We start from the raw sequence: 19,392 nt of genomic DNA on the forward strand, positions 1-19,392 counted from the left end.
ATATCGCAAGTCATTTAAATGACGACTACATATAGGTTTTGAGAGCAGGGTAGTCTTCTGACAGCGATGCATACCAATTTTGATTGGTATTTTCATCGCTGGGTGATGCCAGTAGTAAAGACGCTAGATTGGCAAGGTTAGCATGTGCTGTCTGTCCGCCATCTGTTTGCGTGTCTTCTTCGATAGCGAGCGTGACCTGTCCACCCGTCATCGCCAAATAAACTTCTGCTAAAATCTCTGAATCCAGTAAGGCCCCGTGAAAAGTACGGTCCTGCTTACCAACGTTTAGACGTCGTACAAGCGCATCTAGGGTGTTTTTCTGTCCAGGATATTGCTGCTTTGCCATGAATAAGGAGTCAGTCACTTGGACTCGTTCGGCAAAGTCAGTCATACCGACTTTCGCAAACTCCATATTTAAGAAATTCATATCGAACGAGGCATTGTGAGCGATGATCTCGGCCCCGTCCATAAAGTCATATAGTGACTGAGCCACTTGATCAAAAGTGGGCTTGTCTGTTAAGAACGCTGGAGAAATACCATGAATGCGAATAACTTCGTCATCCATACCGCGCTGCGGGTTGATATAAACATGTAGTTTTTCGCCCGTGAATTTACGACCAATCATCTCAACGATACCGACTTCAATGATTCGATCGCCTTTTAGCGGATCAAGCCCTGTGGTTTCGGTATCCATAATGAGCTGGCGATCAGACTCGTGGCGATTTATTGGTTTGGGTAGCAATGGCTTAAAATGTGGATTGGCACGGCTAGTATCACCATCGAATTTTGGTGCATCAGCATCTATACGCATGTCTGTATCTGGCGTAATGTTACTCATCGTTGTATCAGTCATAGGCGTTTGAGCTTCTGGCATATCTGTATTACTCATCGGTTTACTAGCATTATCATGATGGTCATTCGTGCCTATAGTGGCATCTTGGTTAATCGTATGATTATCATGATTTTTATCGTCATGATTGTCTAGTGGTTCTTCGTCGAGATACCCTTCATCTCTAAACTCGTCATCTATAAGCTCTTCGTCATCCATTATATCTAAACCTAATGGGTCGAAACTTAGCCAGTCATCATTAGATGGTTTTTGTGTGTTATCAGTCATTATTTGAGTTTTTTTTTAGCCGTATCTTGTAGGTCTGTATCCGATATGTCTGCACTGCGTGAGGTAACCCCTAGATTTGCCAGTTCATCTGCTTTTTCATTACCGGCATGTCCAGCATGGCCCTTTACCCAGTGCCAGTCAACCTCTCGCTGTTGGCATAGGTTGTCTAGTTGTTGCCAGAGATCTTGGTTGGCGACTGGTTTCTTACTCGCTGTTTTCCAGCCTCTTTTTTTCCAGCCTTCAATCCATTCAGTGATGCCTTTTTTAACATAGCTGGAGTCTGTCCAAATCTCAAGGTTGTGCTCGTGCGTGCTATGAGTCAGCGCTTGTATCGCACCCATCAGCTCCATACGATTATTGGTTGTCTCTTTGTCGCCGCCATATAAATCTTGTGTGCGTCCATCGCTAAAAATAAGATGTGCACCCCAACCACCAGCACCTGGATTGCCTTTGCAAGCACCATCTGTATAGGCAACCGTTGTGTTTGGTTTGGCAGCTAATGGATTTACCGCGTTATTGGTATTAAATGAGGGTACTGAGGTGAGATTGTCTGACATAAAAAATTATTAACCTAATAAGTGATGAGTGCAAAGCACAGAGATTTTGCTACCGTTTTGTTCTGGCTATCACTCCATATGCTGGTATTGAGTATAGCAAATCTATCATTAAGATGGGCAGTCGTAATGCACAAAATCGCAAAACCACATATCATAATAGTAACCTTTCCGTTTTCTGTTAAAATAGGCTGGCTAGCGTTAAGGTCTCGGCTATTTGACTGAATAAATATCTGTTTATTGACCTCGCTACGTGACGCTAAAATTTTTTTCAAAACCAGTTTAAGCTATCCGCCATCGCTGTTTAACGGTAATTTTTCTCATAAAAGTCTAATGCATGAATGCAGGATAATCCTATTATGTCCTTACGCTCAAACGTTTTTTATAAAAGTCTGACAAACCTAACGGTCGGTATCGCTGTGAGCAGTGCGCTATTTTTGACGGCTTGTAATGATGGTGGGTCGCAACTGGATAAGGAAGTAGCTGCGCCAGTAGATCTCTCTGTGTTTGAAGGGTGTTATACGGTCAGCAGTGAAGAGCCTGCACAGATTAGAGTTAGCCAACAGGATGGCGCATGGGTCATGCAAATGAAAGAGCCTGCAAATGCGAAGCGTGTTTGGGATGATGCTGAGCCGTTAGAGTTGATAGAAAACAGCGAGATACCAAAGTTTTTCTCTATTGATCCTGATAATGTCGATGCTGTCCTTGGCCGCCCTGACAGAGTGCTAGTGCTGGCTCATGTCAAACCTGTTTATGCCAATATCGATCCGCTACTAGACAGTGAGTATTTGTCCTATATTTATCGAGGAGCAAATACTATCTATCGTGTGGAGTGTGATGAGGTGAATACGGATATCTTAGCCAATCCACATGCCAATATTATTATTGATAATGTCAATGAGAGCAGCTAGACAAGTTTATCAATGATCTTCTATCAATACTTCTTTATTGCCTTGTGGTAAAAGCGATAACAAGTCATTTTTTATAAACAGTTAGGTCATCCATATGATCAGAGTCAGGCAATATGAATTTTTTTAGTTATGTGGTGTTGGGCGGGTTTTCTTATGCAGCTGGTTGGGCAATAAGAGTATATATACTCGATAAAAAGCCCGAACCTGAGCAGCCTTATAATCTCAAGCATCCAGCCATCTTGGCGTATCTGGGCGGATTTTTTATTATCATGCTGATTGTCTCATGGCTGATTGGTCGTTATGCATTGGGACATGCTGCCATAGATTTTCCTTTTATTATTATCAATAGTTTGGTTGCTACCTTTGTTTGTTCGTTCGGTCTTAATCCCGAAAAAGCCAATTATGAAGTGCCAGACTAATGAGATAGCATAAAGGACTGACAGTAAAAAGCCACGACTGATAATCAATATGTCAGTCGTGGCTTTTTACTGTTTACGATGTTTGATGTAGGGCGTTAAGCTTGTTTCTTTACTTCCGCTTTTTTAGTAGTAGCTGACTGGCTATTTTTCCAAATCTGATATTTTTTTAGGTCTTTTTCGATCAATTTTAAGCAAAAACCCAGCACTAGCGCATCATCGATATGACCGATGAAGGGTATGAAATCTGGAATGATATCAATGGGATTGAGAGTGTAAATTAGACCGACCACGCCTGCTGAAATGGTTTTGTACGGAACCTTGCGATAATTGCCTTTGTAGTAATCTTTAAGCAGACTCATGAATAGCATTAAGTCTTTAGCAAAGCGCTCAAGGTGACTGCTGTCTTTTATCTTCTCTTGGAGTTTGTCTTCTTCATGGATGAGATACTTAAGATCGGCATCTAAGATGTCTTCTTTTTTCTGTTTATTGGTTGCTTTATTAGCCATTATTATCCTTATTTGAGCATAGTCAGTATTTTCATACTGTAGTTGATTCAGTTTAAAAGAGAGTCAACCAAGTGAAGATGTAACTGTGATACTTCGAGCGAGGTTAACGTTGTCACTCTTTTATAGAGTGATTAACTATATAACAAAGTAAGGTGTGTGTGCCAATATTGAGTAGTAGTGGCGAGTTTAATATTCAGCTAATACGGTAGCGAAAAAGTAAATATGGGCAAGGGTTGGGCAACTATCATCACCAAAAAAACGTCTACAATATGCTGCTGTGCGGTTTGAGCAAGTAGACTGCAAAATAAAGATGATGCAAAAGTATATTAAAATAAAAACGATAAGGTAGTAGCGAGATATGGGTGCCAAGATACAGTCATTAATAGACGACAAAAATAAAAATGGCCATATAGTAAGTGAAACGAAATCTGGATTGAATCGCCGCCAGTTTTTGCGTCAAGTTGGCATGAGTGCAGGCGCAGGGTTGTTAGCGACTCACAGTATCACTCAAGCACTGGCCTTTAATACTATGGATTCAAGTAGTACGCAACTGACTAAAGATGATCTGCCGTCTGCGCTAATGGATGATGGTTCATTATCGCAAGCGTCACAAGCGTCACAAACGTCACTAACGCAGACCAGCTGTATTGTGCCTACGATTGAGACACGACTTTTTGCCAGCTCTAATGTTGGTGGTAGTGACGACCGCACCCAATTGGCATTAGATCGTGTAGCGTGTGCAGGTTTTAAAGTAAATAATCCTACGATTACCAATAGGCAGTATTTACGCTTTGCTGGTACAGACTCGCAGCGAGCGAGTGACTTACAGAACCTCGCTACGGGTGCTATCGCAGCGCCCAAGTTATTACTTGGGGTACGTGGTGGCTATGGTGCCATGCGTTTGTTACCAATGGTTGATTGGTCGACGCTAGGACGTATTATGAAGGAGCGTGGCACGATACTCGCAGGTTTCAGTGATGTGACCGCTATTCAGTGCGCATTGCTGGCAAAGGGAGATATGAGTTCGCTTGCCGCGCCAATGCTCTATAGTGAATTTGGCAAGACCAAACCTGACGAGGTCAGCTGTCGACAATTTGCTGAAGCACTAACCAATCCTAATCTGGTTATTTATATATCAGACGCTTCTTTAACCAGCTCTAGCTTACCCAGTATTTTGACCAGTGCTGAGCCAAAAACCATGACTGGCACTATCTGGGGTGGTAACTTGAGCGTAGTATCGGCGCTGGCAGGTAGTGAGTATTTACCGCGCATTGATGGCGGTATTGTATTCTTAGAAGATGTCGGCGAGCAGGCCTATCGTATTGAGCGCATGTTATATGATTTGTATTTAGCGGGTGTGTTCAAAGGGCAGCAAGCGATTGTGTTTGGCGCATTATCTGGTGCAGGTGAGGACAGCTATGACAAGCGCTATGATGTCGCCACCGTGATTCGTCAGCTGCATGAATTGACGGGATTGCCCATTTATAGTGGCATGCGCTTTGGCCATATTGGACAAAAATACAGCTTTCCACTGGGAGTAACTTGCCAGCTGAGTCCTAATACAGGGGGAGGCTATCAGTTAGCATTTACCGATTATCCAACCATCAAGTCTGAAACCATCCATGCTGAAGGATTGTGGCAAGCGGTTTAGCCATTCGTAAAACCTTATAAAAAATAGCCATTATAGAACCGTGCTAAATCGCTAACCGTGAAAATTTATCTTGATATTCTTTCGGTGTTAGCTCGGTCGCACGTTTGAACAAACGCGTGAACGAAGAGATATCATCATAGCCAACTTGCTCGGCAAGCGATTTAATCGTTACATCTCCCAATTCAAGCAGGCGCTTTGCCTGCTCAATCCTGACGGCTTGAATATACTCAATCGGGCGCATGGCTACAGAGGACTGAAAACGCCTATTTAAAGTCCGTGGGGTGATATTGACCATGGCAGCCAATCCGCTCACCTGAATAGTCTGATAAAAATTTTCCTCAATGAATTCTTGTACTTGTTTGACCAATTGGTCTGAATGCGGTTTGTGCAACGTTACGTTGGTATAGCTGTTTTGATTGCCTCGTTTACTATCAATGATTTGGGTTTTAGCGACTTGAGTAGAAATCTCACGTCCGCAGTAGCGCTCTATTAATAACAATCCCAAATCATAAAATGCACTACCACCTGCTGCACAAAATATATTGCCCGATTGGTTTGTTGAGTTGCTTTTTGAATGAGTAACAAACTGATTCTCTTGTAAGTCCACCAGTGGAAAGTCTGCCTTAAACTTACTGGCGTAACCCCAGTGCGTAGTGGCGATTTTATTATCTAATAATCCTGCTTTTGCCAGAAAAAAAGCGCCGCTACAGTTGCTGGCAATATCTGACTTGGTATCTGCCAACCGCTTTAAATGTGGTATTAATTCTGCATTTCGGCTCAATACTTTATCGATTGAATCACCAATAGTCGGAATCAATAGCAAGTCGCATTCCGCCACTTCCTGAATATCGCAATGCGCTTGCATGATTAAGCGATTGCTACATCTGATATCCACGCCACCAACGCTTGCTATCTGCACATTAAATCTAGGCTCTACTGGCTCATCTAAAAATCGTTGCCAACTGACACCAGTAAACGAAAATAAATCTAACGCACCTGTCAATGCACTGCCGAGCACACCATCGAATCCAATAATAATGACTTTAAACGGTTTGAAATAGGGCATGGGTATCTATTCTCCTTTTACTTGGCTGACCAAAAATATCAATTTTTTATCTGAATTTTCTAAATATAAGTGCTATTTATGTCGTATTTGACCATAATTATGTCATAAATGACAATACGGTAAGGCGTTAAATTAGCTTAATATCGATTGACAACCAAATTTAATCAGCTAACGAGAATACTATGGCAGCAGATACGCTTATCAATGACTTTGAGTTACCGTTCCAATTATATGATGTATTGGGCACTGAACATTTAACCGAGCATGCTAAGTTTGCAGAGCATAGCCGCGAAACGTTTGATGCTGTATTGGATACGGCTAATAAAATTGCGACCCAGTTGTTTTTACCGCACAACCATGTAGCGGACAAGAATGAGCCACAGTTTGATGGCAAAAAGGTCAGCATGATAAGTGATGTAAAAGTCGCTTTTGATGCATTCCGTGAGTCAGGGTTTATCGCAGGTCGTTATAGTTTTGAAGACGGCGGCATGCAGCTGCCTGAAACAGTGATGACAGCTGTCGCAGGCTACTTTATGGCTGCCAATCCATCAACCACTGCTTATCCATTTTTGACCACAGCGGCCATCAATGTCATCTCACATTTTGCTAGCGATGAGATTAAAGCTGCCTTTATGCCGCGCATGCTGACAGGTGAATTCACTGGAACCATGGCATTAACAGAGCCACATGCAGGTTCGTCACTTGCTGATATCAAAACCACTGCGGTAAAACAAGACGATGGCTCGTACCGCGTCAAAGGTAGCAAGATTTATATCTCAGGCGGCGATCACGAACTGTCTGACAATATCGTCCACTTAGTATTGGCCAAAGTGCCAGGTGGTCCAGGTGGCGTAAAAGGTATCTCTTTATTTGCTGTGCCCAAGTATCGCTTAAATGAGGATACATCGGTCGGCGAGCGCAACGATGTACATCTGACAGGACTCATTCATAAACTAGGCTATAGAGGCACAACGTCTACGGCACTGAGCTTTGGTGACGAAGGCGCATGCCATGGTTATCTAATCGGTGAAGAGCATTTCGGTCTGCGCTATATGTTCAAAATGATGAACGAGGCGCGCATCGCTGTCGGTTTTGGCGCATCGATGGTGGGTTATCGCGGTTATCAGTATTCACTTGATTATGCCAAAGACAGAACGCAAGGCAGAATCGCCCCGAACAATAAACCTGAAGATGCGGCAACTGCTATCATCAATCATGGTGACGTAAAGCGCATGCTATTGGCGCAAAAAGCCTATTCTGAAGGCGGGATTTCATTATGTCTATATGGTTCAAACCTGATTGACCGTATCAACACCTGTGAAGACGAAACGCTAAAAAATGAGCTGACAGAATTATTAGATCTTCTCACCCCAGTATTAAAAGCATGGCCATCTGAGTATGGGCCAAAAGCCAATGATTTGGGCATCCAAGTATTGGGCGGTGCAGGTTATACGCGTGAGTATCAAGCCGAGCAGTTTTGGCGTGACAATCGCCTAAATCCTATCCATGAAGGCACAAATGGTGTGCAGGCATTGGATTTGTCATTTCGTAAGTTATGGCAAAAAGGTGGTTTGGGTATTCAAATCCTAAAACGTGAAATAACAAAAGATTTGGAAAGCATCACTACACCTGAGAGCGCGCAACTTGCAGGTAAGCTGATGTCTTACATGGGTCACTTGCATGAAGTATTGGTGCATCTCAGCAAAGTTTTACAAACCGAAGAAGCCGTGACATTGACGGGCAACGCTCAAGCACTGATGAATATCTTTGCCTCAATTGTACTGAGCTGGATTTGGATTCGTCAAGCGAGTAAAGCTGAGCAGCTACTAAGTACGACGCAAGATGCTGAGCAACAGAATTTCTATAAAGGCAAGATACAAGCGGCCAAATACTTCATTGATTGGGAACTACCATTAGTTAAACGCGACATCGAATTATTAACCAACACCAACTCGGTTTGCACTGATATGCAAACGGAATGGTTCTAAGGACAACTCTAAGGAAAGAGACATGACAAAAATTAATAAACAGTGGCGATTAAAAGCAAGACCGGTAGGCGAGCCTAGTGCCGAGACTTGGGATTATACCGAGACAGAAATGCCGACGATTACCGATGGTCAGTTGCTGATTAAGGTTGAATACATCTCTATCGATCCGGCAATGCGTGGTTGGTTGAACGATGCCAAATCTTATATCGCGCCAGTACAAATTGGTGAGGTCATGCGTGCTGGCACTGTGGGCGAAGTGATAGAAAGTAAACATGAAAAATTTGCAGTAGGTGACTATGTCGCAGGTCACGACGGCGTACAGTCCTATGCGGTCAGTGATGGTGCTAATCTGTATAAAGTTGATCCAAAACTGGCACCATTGTCTTATTACTTGGGCGTACTCGGTATGCCAGGTATGACAGGGTATTTTGGTTTATTAAAAACTGGTCAACCAAAAGCTGGCGAGACCGTGGTCGTCTCTGGCGCAGCAGGTGCTGTTGGTAGCTTGGTTGGTCAAATTGCCAAAATTAAAGGCTGCCGCGTCGTTGGTATCGCGGGCGGTGCTGAGAAATGTAAATTCTTAGTCGACGAGCTTGGGTTCGATGCGACGATTGATTACAAAAATGAAGATGTGAAAAAAGCACTAAAGAAAACCTGTCCAGACGGCGTCGATGTGTACTTTGATAATGTAGGCGGTGATATCTTAAATGACGTCCTCACACAAATAAACCTGCATGCGCGTATCGTCATTTGCGGTGCGATTAGTCAGTATAACAACACCACAGAAGTCAAAGGTCCATCGAACTATCTATCATTATTGGTCAACCGTGCCCGCATGGAAGGTATCGTTGTCTTTGACAATATCAAAGAATATCCAATTGCCATGAAAGATATCGCTGGCTGGATTCAGTCAGGTGATATGAAAGTGAAAGACCATATCGTTGAAGGTATCGAGACGTTCCCAGATACTTTGATGATGCTCTTTAAAGGTGAAAACTTCGGCAAACTAGTACTTAAGGTAGAGGGATAGATCATGACACTGAATACAAACGGAATTGCATCAGATGTAACGGGTAAACGAATTTTAATCACGGGCGGTGCATCAGGCATCGGGGCAGCAAGCGCATTATTGCTAGCCAGTCGCGGCGCAAAAGTCGTGATTGGGGATATGGCAGAAGAGATGGGCGAAGCAGTTGCTAAACAAGGTCAAGATGCTGGCAAAAGTATCGTCTTCAAAAAAGTAGACGTGACCAGTGGTGATGAAGTACGTGCGTTGTTCGACTTTGCAGTAGAGACGCTTGGCGGTTTAGATGTTGTGGTAAATAATGCTGGTATCGACCATAAGCCTTCGCCGATGCATGAGCTGAGTGATGAGGACTTTGATCGCAATATTGCAGTGAATTTAAAAGGTGTGTGGCACTGTATGCGTGCTGCGGTCAATTGTATGATACCTAATGGCGGTGGTCATGTGATTAATGTGGCATCTATTGCTGGTCTGCGTTCAGCACCGATGATTTCAGCCTATAGCGCGGCTAAACATGGGGTTATGGGTCTGACCAAATCTGCTGCCCATGAGTATGCTCGCGCCAATATCCGTTTTAATGCGGTATGCCCAAGCTTCATTGATACGCCAATGGTCCGCAATACCATGGCAACCATGGATGAGCGTACGCAGCAAGCAACGATTAAGGCCAGTCCACTGCGCCGTCTAGGAGATGTGAATGAAATCTCTAGTGCGATTGCATGGCTAGCCAGCGATGAGAGTACCTTTATGAATGGTCATGCCTTTACACTCGATGGTGGTATGCTGGCGTAACTGTGACAATCGGGCGCTCATTATTCATTTGCTAGTGCTCGATAATCGCTGTTAGATATGACAGCGATTATCTGCGTTTAGTTATCCAATTTTAGATACATGAATTCAGTGTTAAAGAATGATTGTTTGAGAATAGACAGTTTATAAAAATATAAGGAATAATGATGAAAGACTTATTTGATTTAACCGGTAAAGTTGCTTTGGTCACTGGCGCTAGCCGCGGTATTGGCGAATCTATTGCTCGTTTATTGGCATCAAGAGGTGCGCATGTGATCGTCTCTAGCCGTAAGATTGATGCCTGCCAAGCAGTCGCTGATAGCATCGTCGCTGATGGTCACAAAGCCAGTGCTTTTGCTTGTCACGTGGGTGAGATGGCGCAGATTGACGCAATTTTTGAGCATATCAAAAGTGAATTTGGCCAAATCGATATCTTAGTCAATAACGCAGCAGCTAATCCTTACTATGGCCATATCTTAGATACAGATTTAGCAGCTTTTGATAAGACCGTTGAAGTTAATATCCGTGGTTACTTCTTTATGTCGACAGCTGCTGGCAAAATGATGAAAGAGCAGGGCGGTGGTGTCATCTTGAATACTGCATCGGTCAACGGTTTAGTAGCGGGAGACAAACAAGGTATCTACTCAATCACCAAAGCGGCAGTCATTAGCATGACCAAAGCGTTTGCTAAAGAATGTGGCCCATTAAATATCCGTGTCAATGCGCTATTACCAGGTTTAACCGATACCAAGTTTGCCTCTGCCCTGACGACCAATGATAAAGTCTTAAAAATGGCACTACATGCTATTCCACTAGGACGTGTTGCGAATCCTGATGAAATGGCTGGCACCGTGTTGTATCTGGTGTCTGATGCCTCAAGTTATACCACAGGCGCAACGATCGTTGTTGATGGTGGTATGCTGGCTTAATTAGCCGATCAGAAAACTTAGAATACAAATTTAAGAAAAGTTACTTAAGAACCGCATGAGATTAATTTTCATGCGGTTTTTTTTGATTTGGTTTTTTAATGGAATGTCTAAGTAATTTTGGTTTTGCGCTATCGAATAAATTGCTAATTTTAAATGAGCACCATCTGTATAGTGGCATAATAAAGCTGCTAACCGCTACTTGAATAATATAGGAATTAAGCATGAATTCAGTGACCAATCATAAAATAAAAACGATTTCTCAAAATACAACATGGCTATTCGTGCCAGCGACTCGCATCGACAGAGTAGCGAAAGCTTTTGCTAGTGGTGCAGATGCGGTTATTGTCGATTTAGAAGATGCTGTGGCACCAGAGGATAAAGCAAATGCCCGAAAAGCATTACAACAATATCATGATAGTGCAGACTATCAGCCGATTTGGCTACGTATTAATAAAGCAGGCAGCGAAGAATTTTTCAAAGACATAGTGCTCTGTCAGAAAATGCCAAATTTAGCCGGCGTGTTACTGGCCAAAGCCGAGCAAGTCGCTGATATAGAGAGCGTATATCAGCTCACCAACTTACCTGTGATTGCATTGATTGAGAGTGCCATTGGATTGTATCAAATCGACAGTATGGCAAAAGCAGTCGGGTTGGCCGCGTTTAGTTATGGATTTTTGGATTTGTGCAATGATTTGCGAGTACAAGTAGGCACACTTGCCGCCGATATCATCGCCAACCAAATCCGCTACCAATTAATCCTGACGTCAAAAGTGCACCAGTTATCGCCACCGATTGATACGGTCTATCCTGACTTCAATGATGAGATAGGATTAAGCACGCGAGTAAATTTATGGTCACAGATGGGTATGTCTGGAATGCTTTGTATTCATCCTAAGCAAGTGGCTGTCGTCCAGCAAGCATTACAACCAACAGATGAAGCATTGTCATTTGCTCAGCGTGTGGTCGAGGAGTATGAGCGCAGTGGACAGGCAGTATTCAAGATAGATGGCGAGATGGTCGATGCACCAGTGATTGAGCGCAGTCGTCAACTGTTAGATAAGTAGGTAAAGTTTGTTAAATCAACACTATTATTATTGATATAATGATTCTCTCACTCGATATTATTGTGCATAAAATATTTCTATAGTCGGTTCAATATAATTTGGATACAAGGAAGGCGAGTGAAAGTACTACAACTCGTAGACTAAGCAAGCCTGACACCGTACCAATTTATAGAGGATTGACTATACATAGACCATATTGCCCGTCAGTATCAGACGCTCTTACTCAAAATCGGAGAAACTCATTGCGAGCTGTCAACTATAAGTATTTGATTGTGATTGTTCTGCTAGGGCTTGCAGTGGGCTTTGCTATCTTTCGTTGGTGGCGAGGACCGCTGTTGCCTAGCTATACAGTGTCATCTATGCCATTAGTACAAACGGTGGTGGCGACCGGACGTGTCGTGACGACATCACGTACTCAAATTGGTAGTGAGGTGACGGGGGTCGTGCTTGAGCGCTTGGTACAAGAAGGCGACCAAGTGGCAAAAGGTGATTTATTATTGGTACTCAGCTCGGACGATGTGGCTGCACAAGTACGTCAAGCAGAGGCCGAGTTAGCTGAGCTTGTGACCAGCAGACGCCCACAAGCAAAGGTTGACCTATCAAAAGCTGAAGTGCAGCTTGCACAGGCGACTCGTAATGTAGCACGTCGACGTGAATTGGCAGCAATTTCAGCGATATCCAATGAAGAGATGGAGCAAGCGGAGCAGTCCCAGAGCCAAGCGCGCAATGATTTGGAAGCTGAGCGTTTAAGAGCAAAGGCATTGGCGTCTGGTGGTGTTGAAGAGGCCCTACTACGTGAGCGCATTGCGGCATTGCAGGCTCAATTGGCCAAGACAGAAGTACGCAGCAAGGTTGCCGGCACGGTACTGACTCGTGACGTGGAGCCGGGCGATCTGGTACAGCCAGGTAAAACTTTATTTACCATTGCACTTGCTGGTAATACAGAGGTACATGTACCGCTTGATGAGCGCAATTTATCACGATTGGCCTTGCAACAAGAAGCACTTGCTATCGCTGATGCGTATCCAGATCAGCCTTTTCCTACTCGTATTGACTTCATAGCACCGAGTATCGATTCGCAGCGAGGTACTGTGGAGGTTCGGCTATCGGTTGATCCAGTACCTGAGTTTCTACGACAAGACATGACTGTTTCAGTAAATATCGAAACAGGTCGCCGTGAGCAGGCTTTAGTGCTTCCCAATGATGCTTTAGCGAATATCCAAAAGGATACGGCTCAAGTATGGTTGCTACGTGATGGTAAAGTACAGCGTCAAAAAATAATGCTAGGGCTTCGTGGTCTGGCGATGTCGGAAGTCATTGCAGGGCTGGATAACGGAGATCAAGTGCTGGTTGATGCGACTTCGCCATTGGTCGATGGTGAGCGAGTGCGTACTGATGAGTCAACAACCCGTAATGAACCAGCGGTAACATCCAAGTGAAAAATTTGTTCGGGCGCTTATGGATCGATGCAGTCATTGCGATCAGTTTTTTACGCGAGGGACGGGTACAGTCGCTGATGATTACATTAGGTGTGGCTATTGGTGTGGCTGTTATCGTATTTATCACGGCCTTGATTCAAGGTTTACAAACCAATTTAATTGATAAAACGCTTGGTAGCCAATCTCATATTCAATTGGTATCACCAGATGAAGTTAATCTAGTGGCACCAGTAGCAGCAGGAACCGCACAGCTGATACAAGAAGACAAGCGTCCTCAACGGCTACGATCTATCAATAACTGGCAACAGATTACCGCTACCTTAGATAAACTACCATTACTGACAGCAGTATCACCTGTGGTATCAGGACCTGCGTTTGTTCGGCGCGGAGAAGCTTTAGAGTCGGTCGTATTAGTCGGAACAGAACTCGAACGATACCAGAAAATCATACCGCTTGATGAGTATCTAGTTAGTGGCGATCTGCGAGTCGGTGCTGATAATGTACTCATCGGTAGTGAGCTTGCCAACAATCTCGGTGTTCAAGTGGGTAGCAAGCTGCGATTAGACACTGGTGAGCAGGACAATACCGTGGTAAATGTCGCTGGGATATTTGAGTTGGGTGTCCGTGAGCTGGATGCACGTTACGTCTATCTAGACTTAAAGCAAGCACAGTCATTGCTCAGTTTGCCAGGAGGCGTCACCGTGATTGACCTCACGGTTGCCGATATCTTTGAGGCGGACAATATTGCTGAGCAAGTAGGACGTCTGACCTCTTTGCAGGCAGAGAGTTGGATCGAGACCAATGCACAGTTAATGAGTGGACTATCAGCGCAGAGCTTGTCTACTAATATGATTATTGTGTTTGTGGGTATATCGGTAGCCTTTGGTATTGCGAGCGTACTGTCTGTCAGTGTGGTACAACGCACTCGAGAAATTGGAATTTTACGTGCCACTGGTGCGACTCGTCAGCAAATCTTATGGATATTTTTGATTCAGGGTGCTGTGTTTGGTTTACTGGGCTCTGTTTTGGGTAGTGCGGTGAGTTACGTGCTAGTGTGGGTATTTAACACTTTTGGCCCAAGTTTGTTTTATATTCCAGTGTCTATAGAGCTTATCCTGCTGGCAATGCTGCTAGCGACGATAACCGGTGTATTGGCTGCTGCTATACCAGCGCGCCGAGCCGCCGCATTGGATCCCGTGGTGGCTATTCGTTATGTCTAATAATAACTCTCATGAAGTACTGCGTTTAGAGGCACTAAAAAAATCTTATAATATTGGTCAGCCCAATGAGATTGAAGTACTACATGGTATTGACTTGCGCATCGATAATAATGATTTTGCCGCGCTCATTGGTCCTTCTGGCTCTGGGAAAAGCACCTTGTTGAATGTGCTTGGCTTGCTTGATAAGCCCACCAGTGGTGAGTTGTACCTGCTCGAGCAGGTAACGAGTAATATGGATGATGCTGGTCGCACGGCACTGCGAGGCAATAGTATTGGCTTTGTATTTCAGTTTCATCATCTTATTCAGGCATTTACCGCGTTAGATAACGTGTTGATGCCGCTGATGCTGACTAAAGGTCGCCCAAATCAATCTGCCATACAAAAAGCGCGTGAGTTACTGGCTTCGGTGGGTCTGGAGAAGTTCGCTAATACCAAGCCAAATGAGCTTTCAGGTGGTCAGCAACAACGAGTGGCTATTGCTCGCGCGCTCATCACAGAGCCTGCATTGTTATTAGCTGATGAGCCCACAGGTAATCTAGATACGGTAACGGCTGCCGAAGTGTTCGAGCTGTTTCGTAAAGTCAACCGTGAGCGTGATTGCGGTGTGTTATTGGTTACCCATGATCCACGTTTATCCGCATCCTGTGATCGGACTATCAATCTGGTAGACGGTCTTATCGAAAGTGATTCGCTAAATGTTAATAGAGCTGAATCCTAATATCTCAGAGTAGCGCTACAGAAACTTTGCAAATATATCATCAATATACTTTTCTACTGCACCCGTATCATTCGTTACTTGCGAATACGTTCTCAAGCCGATCATTTGAATTTGAAAATAGCGGGCGAGTTCCTCGGCACTTTCATCTGTGTTAATCTCACCATTATCAATGGACTGCTGAAAAACTTTGACAAAAGAAGCTTCAATATTCTCTAGAATATTCGTCGCATGAGTAAGCAAGTCTGGACTGTCATTTTGTGTCAGCTCACTGATTGTTTTGACAATCATGCACATGCCACTCGGGGTAGTGCTTTTATTGCAAATAGTCACGCTGTGAATGAAGCGCTTTAGGCCTTCAAGCTTGGTTTTTTCTTGTGCAATACTGTTGGCAAGGTTTGTAGCGCCTTGCTCAGCATAGCGATTTAACGCCTCTTTAAACAGGCTGTCTTTATTGCCGAAAGCCGCATAAATACTGCCAGGACGCATATCAACCACATCTTGTAGATTTCTCATCGATGTAGCGTGATAGCCCTTTTCCCAATAGAGGTCTTTGGCTTTTTCGATTACGTCATCACGATTAAACTTCGCATGTGCACTCATAATTTTCACCTTAAAAGCGGTTGTCTTAGAACTATAGTCAAAGAAGTCTAAAATGGATACAAGGCATCCGACCGCAGATTGTACAAGTAGTACATCTAGGGAGGGTAACGCTGTAGCCATTTAGTAGTTCTCTGACTATATAGCTTTATTAATTAGAAAACCAAGTAACACTATTATCGTTTTCATTGATAATGATGTAACTTGGTTTTTATGTGTTATCTGTATTCAAACTGATGTTTTAGTCAGAACAGATGGTTGTCAAAACAAATATTTATAGTCAATTCACTATTTCAGACTAAATTGACTATGGTCAGAATAGATTTAGTAAGAAAATCTACTCTGGTTTTAATGCTAATACATTATCAATATCTTGGGCACTGTGACGATTCTCTAGTTGTTCCCATGCTTCGCCCCAAGTGCGGTTGACGATGCGGCCACGTTGTACGGCTGGTCTCGCTAACATCGCATTTGCCCAGCGCTGAACATTAGGGTATTCATCAACCTGCAAAAATTCTTGCGCATCGTACTGAGTACCCACAACTAAATTGCCATACCAAGGCCAAGTGGCAATATCAGCAATGCTGTATTCGTCACCAGCGATAAACTCATTTTTTGCCAATTGCTTATCTAGTACATCCAACTGGCGCTTGGTTTCCATCGTAAAGCGATTGATCGCATATTCGAACTTTTCAGGCGCGTAAGCATAAAAGTGACCGAAACCACCACCCAAATACGGTGCAGAGCCATGTAACCAAAATAACCAGTTAAAAACTTTGGTACGCTCGCTACCTTTCTCAGGCAGTAGTACGCCAAATTTTTCAGCAAGATATACTAAAATAGACGCAGATTCAAATACAGCTTCAGAATCTTCACCACTTTGATCAACTAGGGCTGGAATTTTCGAGTTAGGGTTTACGTCTACAAACCCCGATCCGAACTGGTCGCCTTCACCAATCTGAATCATATGGGCATCATACTCTGCCGCTTTGCCCAGTGCCAGTAACTCTTCTAACATAATCGTTACTTTCTGACCATTAGGGGTGGCGATAGAATACAGTTGTAGCTCATGCTCGCCTACTGGTAGCGCTTGCTCATGAGTAGCGCCTGAAACGGGACGATTGACACTGGCCCATTTGCCGCCACTTTCTGCGTCATGTGTCCAAACTTTTGGTGGTACGTATTGGTCTGTCATTTTTATAACTCCTAGCGCAATTATGCGTCTTTTGCGAAGTTTTGTGGATATAGTGCACGTGCAGCGACTTCATCAAAGTCAGACTTGAACTCAACGCCATTAGCAATATTTCGTGCTTTTTCTACGGCAGGGCGAGCGTTGATGCTAGCAAACCAACGCTTCAGGTTAGGATAGTTATCTAAACCTGGTTCGCCTAATATAAACGCGGCCTTATCAACCCAGCCCCATGCTGAAATATCAGCGATAGAGTAGTCGTCACCAACCAAATACTCACGACCTTCCATGTGTTTATCTAGCACTTCGTAATGACGCTCTGCTTCGCGAAGATAGCGATTGATGGCATAAGGAATTTTTTCTGGCGCTTTATGACTAAAGTGTACTGATTGACCAGAGAAAGGACCTAAACCTGTCGCTACAAACATGAGCCATGACAACATCTCACCGCGATCTTCTGGCGCGCCTGCTAGCTGACCTGTTTTTTCGGCCAAGTACATCAATATAGCCGTTGAATCAAAGACACGTTTGCCATCATCTTCGAGAGCAGGGGCTTTACCATTAGGATTGATAGCGCGGTATTCAGGCGTATGCTGTTCACCTTTTAGCGTATCTACTGGTACTAACTCGTATGGTAAGCCTGTCTCCATAAGATATAGAGCGACTTTCAGAGGGTTGGGGGTCTGGTGAAAATAGAACTTAAGCATTATCTTATCCTTATGATATTGAAGTATGGGTCGTAGATCTGAACGGGTTTAGATTATATAAATATCGTTTTGTTAGAGCCACTATAAACAAAAATGAACGACCGTTCAAGTTTATTTGTAGTCGTTCGTTATCTCACGGCTTAGAGTAAGAGCAAAAGGGTCTTCATTAAGCTGATTTTTGTGGACGTAATAATAAGGAAAGTCCAAGCGCGACAAAAGCGGCGATGCCAGATACCATATAACTGATGCTAAAGTCTCCAGTTATTTCTGCGAGATAGCCTGCTGCCACTGGCCCGAGAGCCTGTCCACCTGAAAAGGCAAAAGTCAGCGCCGCGAGTGCACTTGCTGCTGCTGCAGGCCCGAAATAATCGCCCGCTGAGGCAGCCATAATGACAGGCACACTCCAGACCACTAAGCCAAACAAGATAATGGACAAATACAGTCCTGAATGCCAATCAGTCAATCCGACTAAGAGATAAGCAATAGCAAGGAAAACAAAGGCCAAAGCAAGACCAAGACGTCTGCCAATGTGATCAGAAATCCAGCCAAACAACATGCCTGAGAAGACGCTAAGCAGTCCAATCCATGCCCAAATACCACCCGCAGTCGCTTCACTCAATTGATATGAGCCAACCATGCTGGTGACAATAAAGGTGACGTAAACCATGTAAGTAGCACCATAAATGGCGAATATGATACCTAAATGCACGAGTAATTTAATGTTGCTGCGTTCTAGCTTTTTCTTGTTTTTGACAGGCAGAGTAGGTGCGCGCCCAAAAGGGTTTTGACTGACATCGTCTGGATGATTTCGAATCAACGTAAAAGTAAGACAAGCCACCACGATGTTAATCACAGCAAAAATTAACCAACCTGTTTGCCAAGACAGTAGAGTGGACATGGGTAAAAGTTTGGGTACGACAAAGCCCGATAGAATAATGCCAAACCCAGGCCCCGCCATGACCAGTCCTAAAGCAAGTCCACGATGCGAAGGGAAAAACCAGTGCGACATGACGCTCATCATCGGTAAGACCACGCCACCGCTACCGATACCCGTTAGCACATAGAGTGTGCAGAGTATGGGAAAACTGGTGGTAAAAGCCATACCGAGCATCGAGACAGCGATCAAGAGAAGACTGCCTGTCGCCGTAGCTCGAGTACCAAACCTAGGTAGAATGAATGGACTTAAAAGCACCGCAACGAGATAGCCTATTAGGTTAGTGAATCCCAATATGCCACTTTGAGTGTAATTTAATCCCAAAGAAGATGACATAGACGGCAGTAGCATACCAAATGCGAATCTTCCCAACCCAAGTCCACAGAACATTGCCACAGAACCTGTCGCAGCGACTATCCAAGCATAATGTAACTTGCCTAGCTTGAGAGGTGCGGTGCTATCCTGATTTTCTCGATCTTCATTGTCTTGTTGAATCATTTCATCAGCCATCATGAACCTCCAACAAGTCTAAAATTCTTGATAGCCATCGTAGCTGTATTTAGACCGAAG

Annotated in this window: 17 protein-coding genes and 1 pseudogene; 11 read left to right on the top strand and 7 right to left on the bottom strand. The window is 43.9% G+C overall.

What is annotated here, in order from left to right:
• Window positions 1-25: 25 nt before the first annotated feature.
• Window positions 26-1,674 (bottom strand): annotated as a pseudogene (gene dnaQ / locus JMW61_RS09155) (DNA polymerase III subunit epsilon).
• Between the two features lie 356 nt (window positions 1,675-2,030).
• Between dnaQ and JMW61_RS09160 the strand changes: the two are divergent.
• Window positions 2,031-2,582 carry a hypothetical protein gene (locus JMW61_RS09160; protein WP_227681437.1) on the top strand — a complete coding sequence of 184 codons (552 nt, stop codon included), beginning with the start codon at window positions 2,031-2,033 and terminating at the stop codon, window positions 2,580-2,582.
• A 113-nt stretch (window positions 2,583-2,695) separates the two neighbouring features.
• Window positions 2,696-3,001, top strand: coding sequence for a hypothetical protein (locus JMW61_RS09165; protein WP_201550654.1), 306 nt, complete (start codon window positions 2,696-2,698; stop codon window positions 2,999-3,001).
• A 95-nt stretch (window positions 3,002-3,096) separates the two neighbouring features.
• Here JMW61_RS09165 and JMW61_RS09170 read toward each other — a convergent pair whose 3' ends face one another.
• A complete protein-coding gene (locus tag JMW61_RS09170; protein WP_201550656.1) occupies window positions 3,097-3,507 on the bottom strand; it encodes a YkvA family protein in 411 nt (136 codons plus the stop codon).
• A gap of 466 nt (window positions 3,508-3,973) precedes the next feature.
• Here JMW61_RS09170 and JMW61_RS09175 point away from each other — a divergent pair, with 466 nt between their 5' ends.
• Complete coding sequence (locus JMW61_RS09175; RefSeq protein ID WP_406947841.1) at window positions 3,974-5,158, top strand: LD-carboxypeptidase; 1,185 nt, start codon at window positions 3,974-3,976, stop codon at window positions 5,156-5,158.
• 43 nt (window positions 5,159-5,201) lie between these two features.
• Here the strand turns inward: JMW61_RS09175 and JMW61_RS09180 are convergent, their stop codons facing one another.
• The gene (locus JMW61_RS09180) at window positions 5,202-6,224 is read right to left on the bottom strand and encodes a GlxA family transcriptional regulator (protein WP_201550676.1); all 1,023 of its coding nucleotides are present in this window, start codon (window positions 6,222-6,224) and stop codon (window positions 5,202-5,204) included.
• A 182-nt stretch (window positions 6,225-6,406) separates the two neighbouring features.
• Here JMW61_RS09180 and JMW61_RS09185 point away from each other — a divergent pair, with 182 nt between their 5' ends.
• The 8 genes from JMW61_RS09185 to JMW61_RS09220 all read left to right on the top strand — a co-directional run bounded on the left by JMW61_RS09185 (window position 6,407) and on the right by JMW61_RS09220 (window position 15,395).
• Window positions 6,407-8,212 (top strand): acyl-CoA dehydrogenase, encoded by a 1,806-nt coding sequence (locus JMW61_RS09185; RefSeq protein WP_201550678.1) that lies wholly within the window; start codon window positions 6,407-6,409, stop codon window positions 8,210-8,212.
• Window positions 8,213-8,234: 22 nt separating this feature from the next.
• Window positions 8,235-9,242, top strand: coding sequence for an NADP-dependent oxidoreductase (locus JMW61_RS09190; RefSeq protein WP_201550681.1), 1,008 nt, complete (start codon window positions 8,235-8,237; stop codon window positions 9,240-9,242).
• Window positions 9,243-9,245: 3 nt separating this feature from the next.
• Window positions 9,246-10,028: an SDR family NAD(P)-dependent oxidoreductase gene (locus JMW61_RS09195; RefSeq protein WP_201550684.1), complete on the top strand. Its 783-nt coding sequence runs from the start codon at window positions 9,246-9,248 to the stop codon at window positions 10,026-10,028.
• Between the two features lie 161 nt (window positions 10,029-10,189).
• Window positions 10,190-10,954, top strand: coding sequence for an SDR family oxidoreductase (locus JMW61_RS09200; RefSeq protein WP_265090116.1), 765 nt, complete (start codon window positions 10,190-10,192; stop codon window positions 10,952-10,954).
• 221 nt (window positions 10,955-11,175) lie between these two features.
• Window positions 11,176-12,018 carry an HpcH/HpaI aldolase/citrate lyase family protein gene (locus tag JMW61_RS09205; protein WP_201550686.1) on the top strand — a complete coding sequence of 281 codons (843 nt, stop codon included), beginning with the start codon at window positions 11,176-11,178 and terminating at the stop codon, window positions 12,016-12,018.
• A gap of 242 nt (window positions 12,019-12,260) precedes the next feature.
• Entirely contained in the window at window positions 12,261-13,457 is a 1,197-nt protein-coding gene (locus tag JMW61_RS09210; RefSeq protein WP_201550688.1) for an efflux RND transporter periplasmic adaptor subunit, read from the top strand.
• Window positions 13,454-14,677, top strand: coding sequence for an ABC transporter permease (locus JMW61_RS09215; RefSeq protein ID WP_201550690.1), 1,224 nt, complete (start codon window positions 13,454-13,456; stop codon window positions 14,675-14,677). Before JMW61_RS09210 ends, JMW61_RS09215 begins: the two co-directional genes overlap by 4 nt.
• Complete coding sequence (locus JMW61_RS09220; protein WP_201550693.1) at window positions 14,670-15,395, top strand: ABC transporter ATP-binding protein; 726 nt, start codon at window positions 14,670-14,672, stop codon at window positions 15,393-15,395. The genes JMW61_RS09215 and JMW61_RS09220 overlap by 8 nt, the downstream gene beginning before the upstream one ends.
• A 15-nt stretch (window positions 15,396-15,410) precedes the next feature.
• Here the strand turns inward: JMW61_RS09220 and JMW61_RS09225 are convergent, their stop codons facing one another.
• The 4 genes from JMW61_RS09225 to JMW61_RS09240 all read right to left on the bottom strand — a co-directional run bounded on the left by JMW61_RS09225 (window position 15,411) and on the right by JMW61_RS09240 (window position 19,335).
• Window positions 15,411-15,995 carry a TetR/AcrR family transcriptional regulator gene (locus JMW61_RS09225; RefSeq protein ID WP_201550695.1) on the bottom strand — a complete coding sequence of 195 codons (585 nt, stop codon included), beginning with the start codon at window positions 15,993-15,995 and terminating at the stop codon, window positions 15,411-15,413.
• 334 nt (window positions 15,996-16,329) lie between these two features.
• Window positions 16,330-17,187, bottom strand: coding sequence for a glutathione-dependent disulfide-bond oxidoreductase (gene yghU / locus JMW61_RS09230; RefSeq protein ID WP_201550697.1), 858 nt, complete (start codon window positions 17,185-17,187; stop codon window positions 16,330-16,332).
• Window positions 17,188-17,207: 20 nt separating this feature from the next.
• Window positions 17,208-17,888 (bottom strand): glutathione S-transferase family protein, encoded by a 681-nt coding sequence (locus tag JMW61_RS09235; RefSeq protein ID WP_201550699.1) that lies wholly within the window; start codon window positions 17,886-17,888, stop codon window positions 17,208-17,210.
• Window positions 17,889-18,054: 166 nt separating this feature from the next.
• Window positions 18,055-19,335 (bottom strand): YbfB/YjiJ family MFS transporter, encoded by a 1,281-nt coding sequence (locus JMW61_RS09240; protein ID WP_201550702.1) that lies wholly within the window; start codon window positions 19,333-19,335, stop codon window positions 18,055-18,057.
• Window positions 19,336-19,392: the final 57 nt, after the last annotated feature.

Source organism: Psychrobacter fjordensis (assembly GCF_904845995.1).
Classification (GTDB): Bacteria; Pseudomonadota; Gammaproteobacteria; order Pseudomonadales; family Moraxellaceae; genus Psychrobacter; species Psychrobacter fjordensis.

What these genes read in the sequence shown, in the direction of transcription:
- JMW61_RS09160 (WP_227681437.1), top strand. Translation starts at nt 2,031, where the DNA reads ATGTCCTTACGCTCAAACGTTTTTTATAAAAGTCTGACAAACCTAACG.
- JMW61_RS09240 (WP_201550702.1), bottom strand. Translation starts at nt 19,335, where the DNA reads ATGATGGCTGATGAAATGATTCAACAAGACAATGAAGATCGAGAAAAT.
- JMW61_RS09175 (WP_406947841.1), top strand. Translation starts at nt 3,974, where the DNA reads ATGAGTGCAGGCGCAGGGTTGTTAGCGACTCACAGTATCACTCAAGCA.
- JMW61_RS09195 (WP_201550684.1), top strand. Translation starts at nt 9,246, where the DNA reads ATGACACTGAATACAAACGGAATTGCATCAGATGTAACGGGTAAACGA.
- JMW61_RS09225 (WP_201550695.1), bottom strand. Translation starts at nt 15,995, where the DNA reads ATGAGTGCACATGCGAAGTTTAATCGTGATGACGTAATCGAAAAAGCC.
- JMW61_RS09165 (WP_201550654.1), top strand. Translation starts at nt 2,696, where the DNA reads ATGAATTTTTTTAGTTATGTGGTGTTGGGCGGGTTTTCTTATGCAGCT.
- JMW61_RS09220 (WP_201550693.1), top strand. Translation starts at nt 14,670, where the DNA reads ATGTCTAATAATAACTCTCATGAAGTACTGCGTTTAGAGGCACTAAAA.
- JMW61_RS09185 (WP_201550678.1), top strand. Translation starts at nt 6,407, where the DNA reads ATGGCAGCAGATACGCTTATCAATGACTTTGAGTTACCGTTCCAATTA.
- JMW61_RS09235 (WP_201550699.1), bottom strand. Translation starts at nt 17,888, where the DNA reads ATGCTTAAGTTCTATTTTCACCAGACCCCCAACCCTCTGAAAGTCGCT.
- yghU (WP_201550697.1), bottom strand. Translation starts at nt 17,187, where the DNA reads ATGACAGACCAATACGTACCACCAAAAGTTTGGACACATGACGCAGAA.
- JMW61_RS09180 (WP_201550676.1), bottom strand. Translation starts at nt 6,224, where the DNA reads ATGCCCTATTTCAAACCGTTTAAAGTCATTATTATTGGATTCGATGGT.
- JMW61_RS09205 (WP_201550686.1), top strand. Translation starts at nt 11,176, where the DNA reads ATGAATTCAGTGACCAATCATAAAATAAAAACGATTTCTCAAAATACA.
- JMW61_RS09170 (WP_201550656.1), bottom strand. Translation starts at nt 3,507, where the DNA reads ATGGCTAATAAAGCAACCAATAAACAGAAAAAAGAAGACATCTTAGAT.
- JMW61_RS09190 (WP_201550681.1), top strand. Translation starts at nt 8,235, where the DNA reads ATGACAAAAATTAATAAACAGTGGCGATTAAAAGCAAGACCGGTAGGC.
- JMW61_RS09200 (WP_265090116.1), top strand. Translation starts at nt 10,190, where the DNA reads ATGATGAAAGACTTATTTGATTTAACCGGTAAAGTTGCTTTGGTCACT.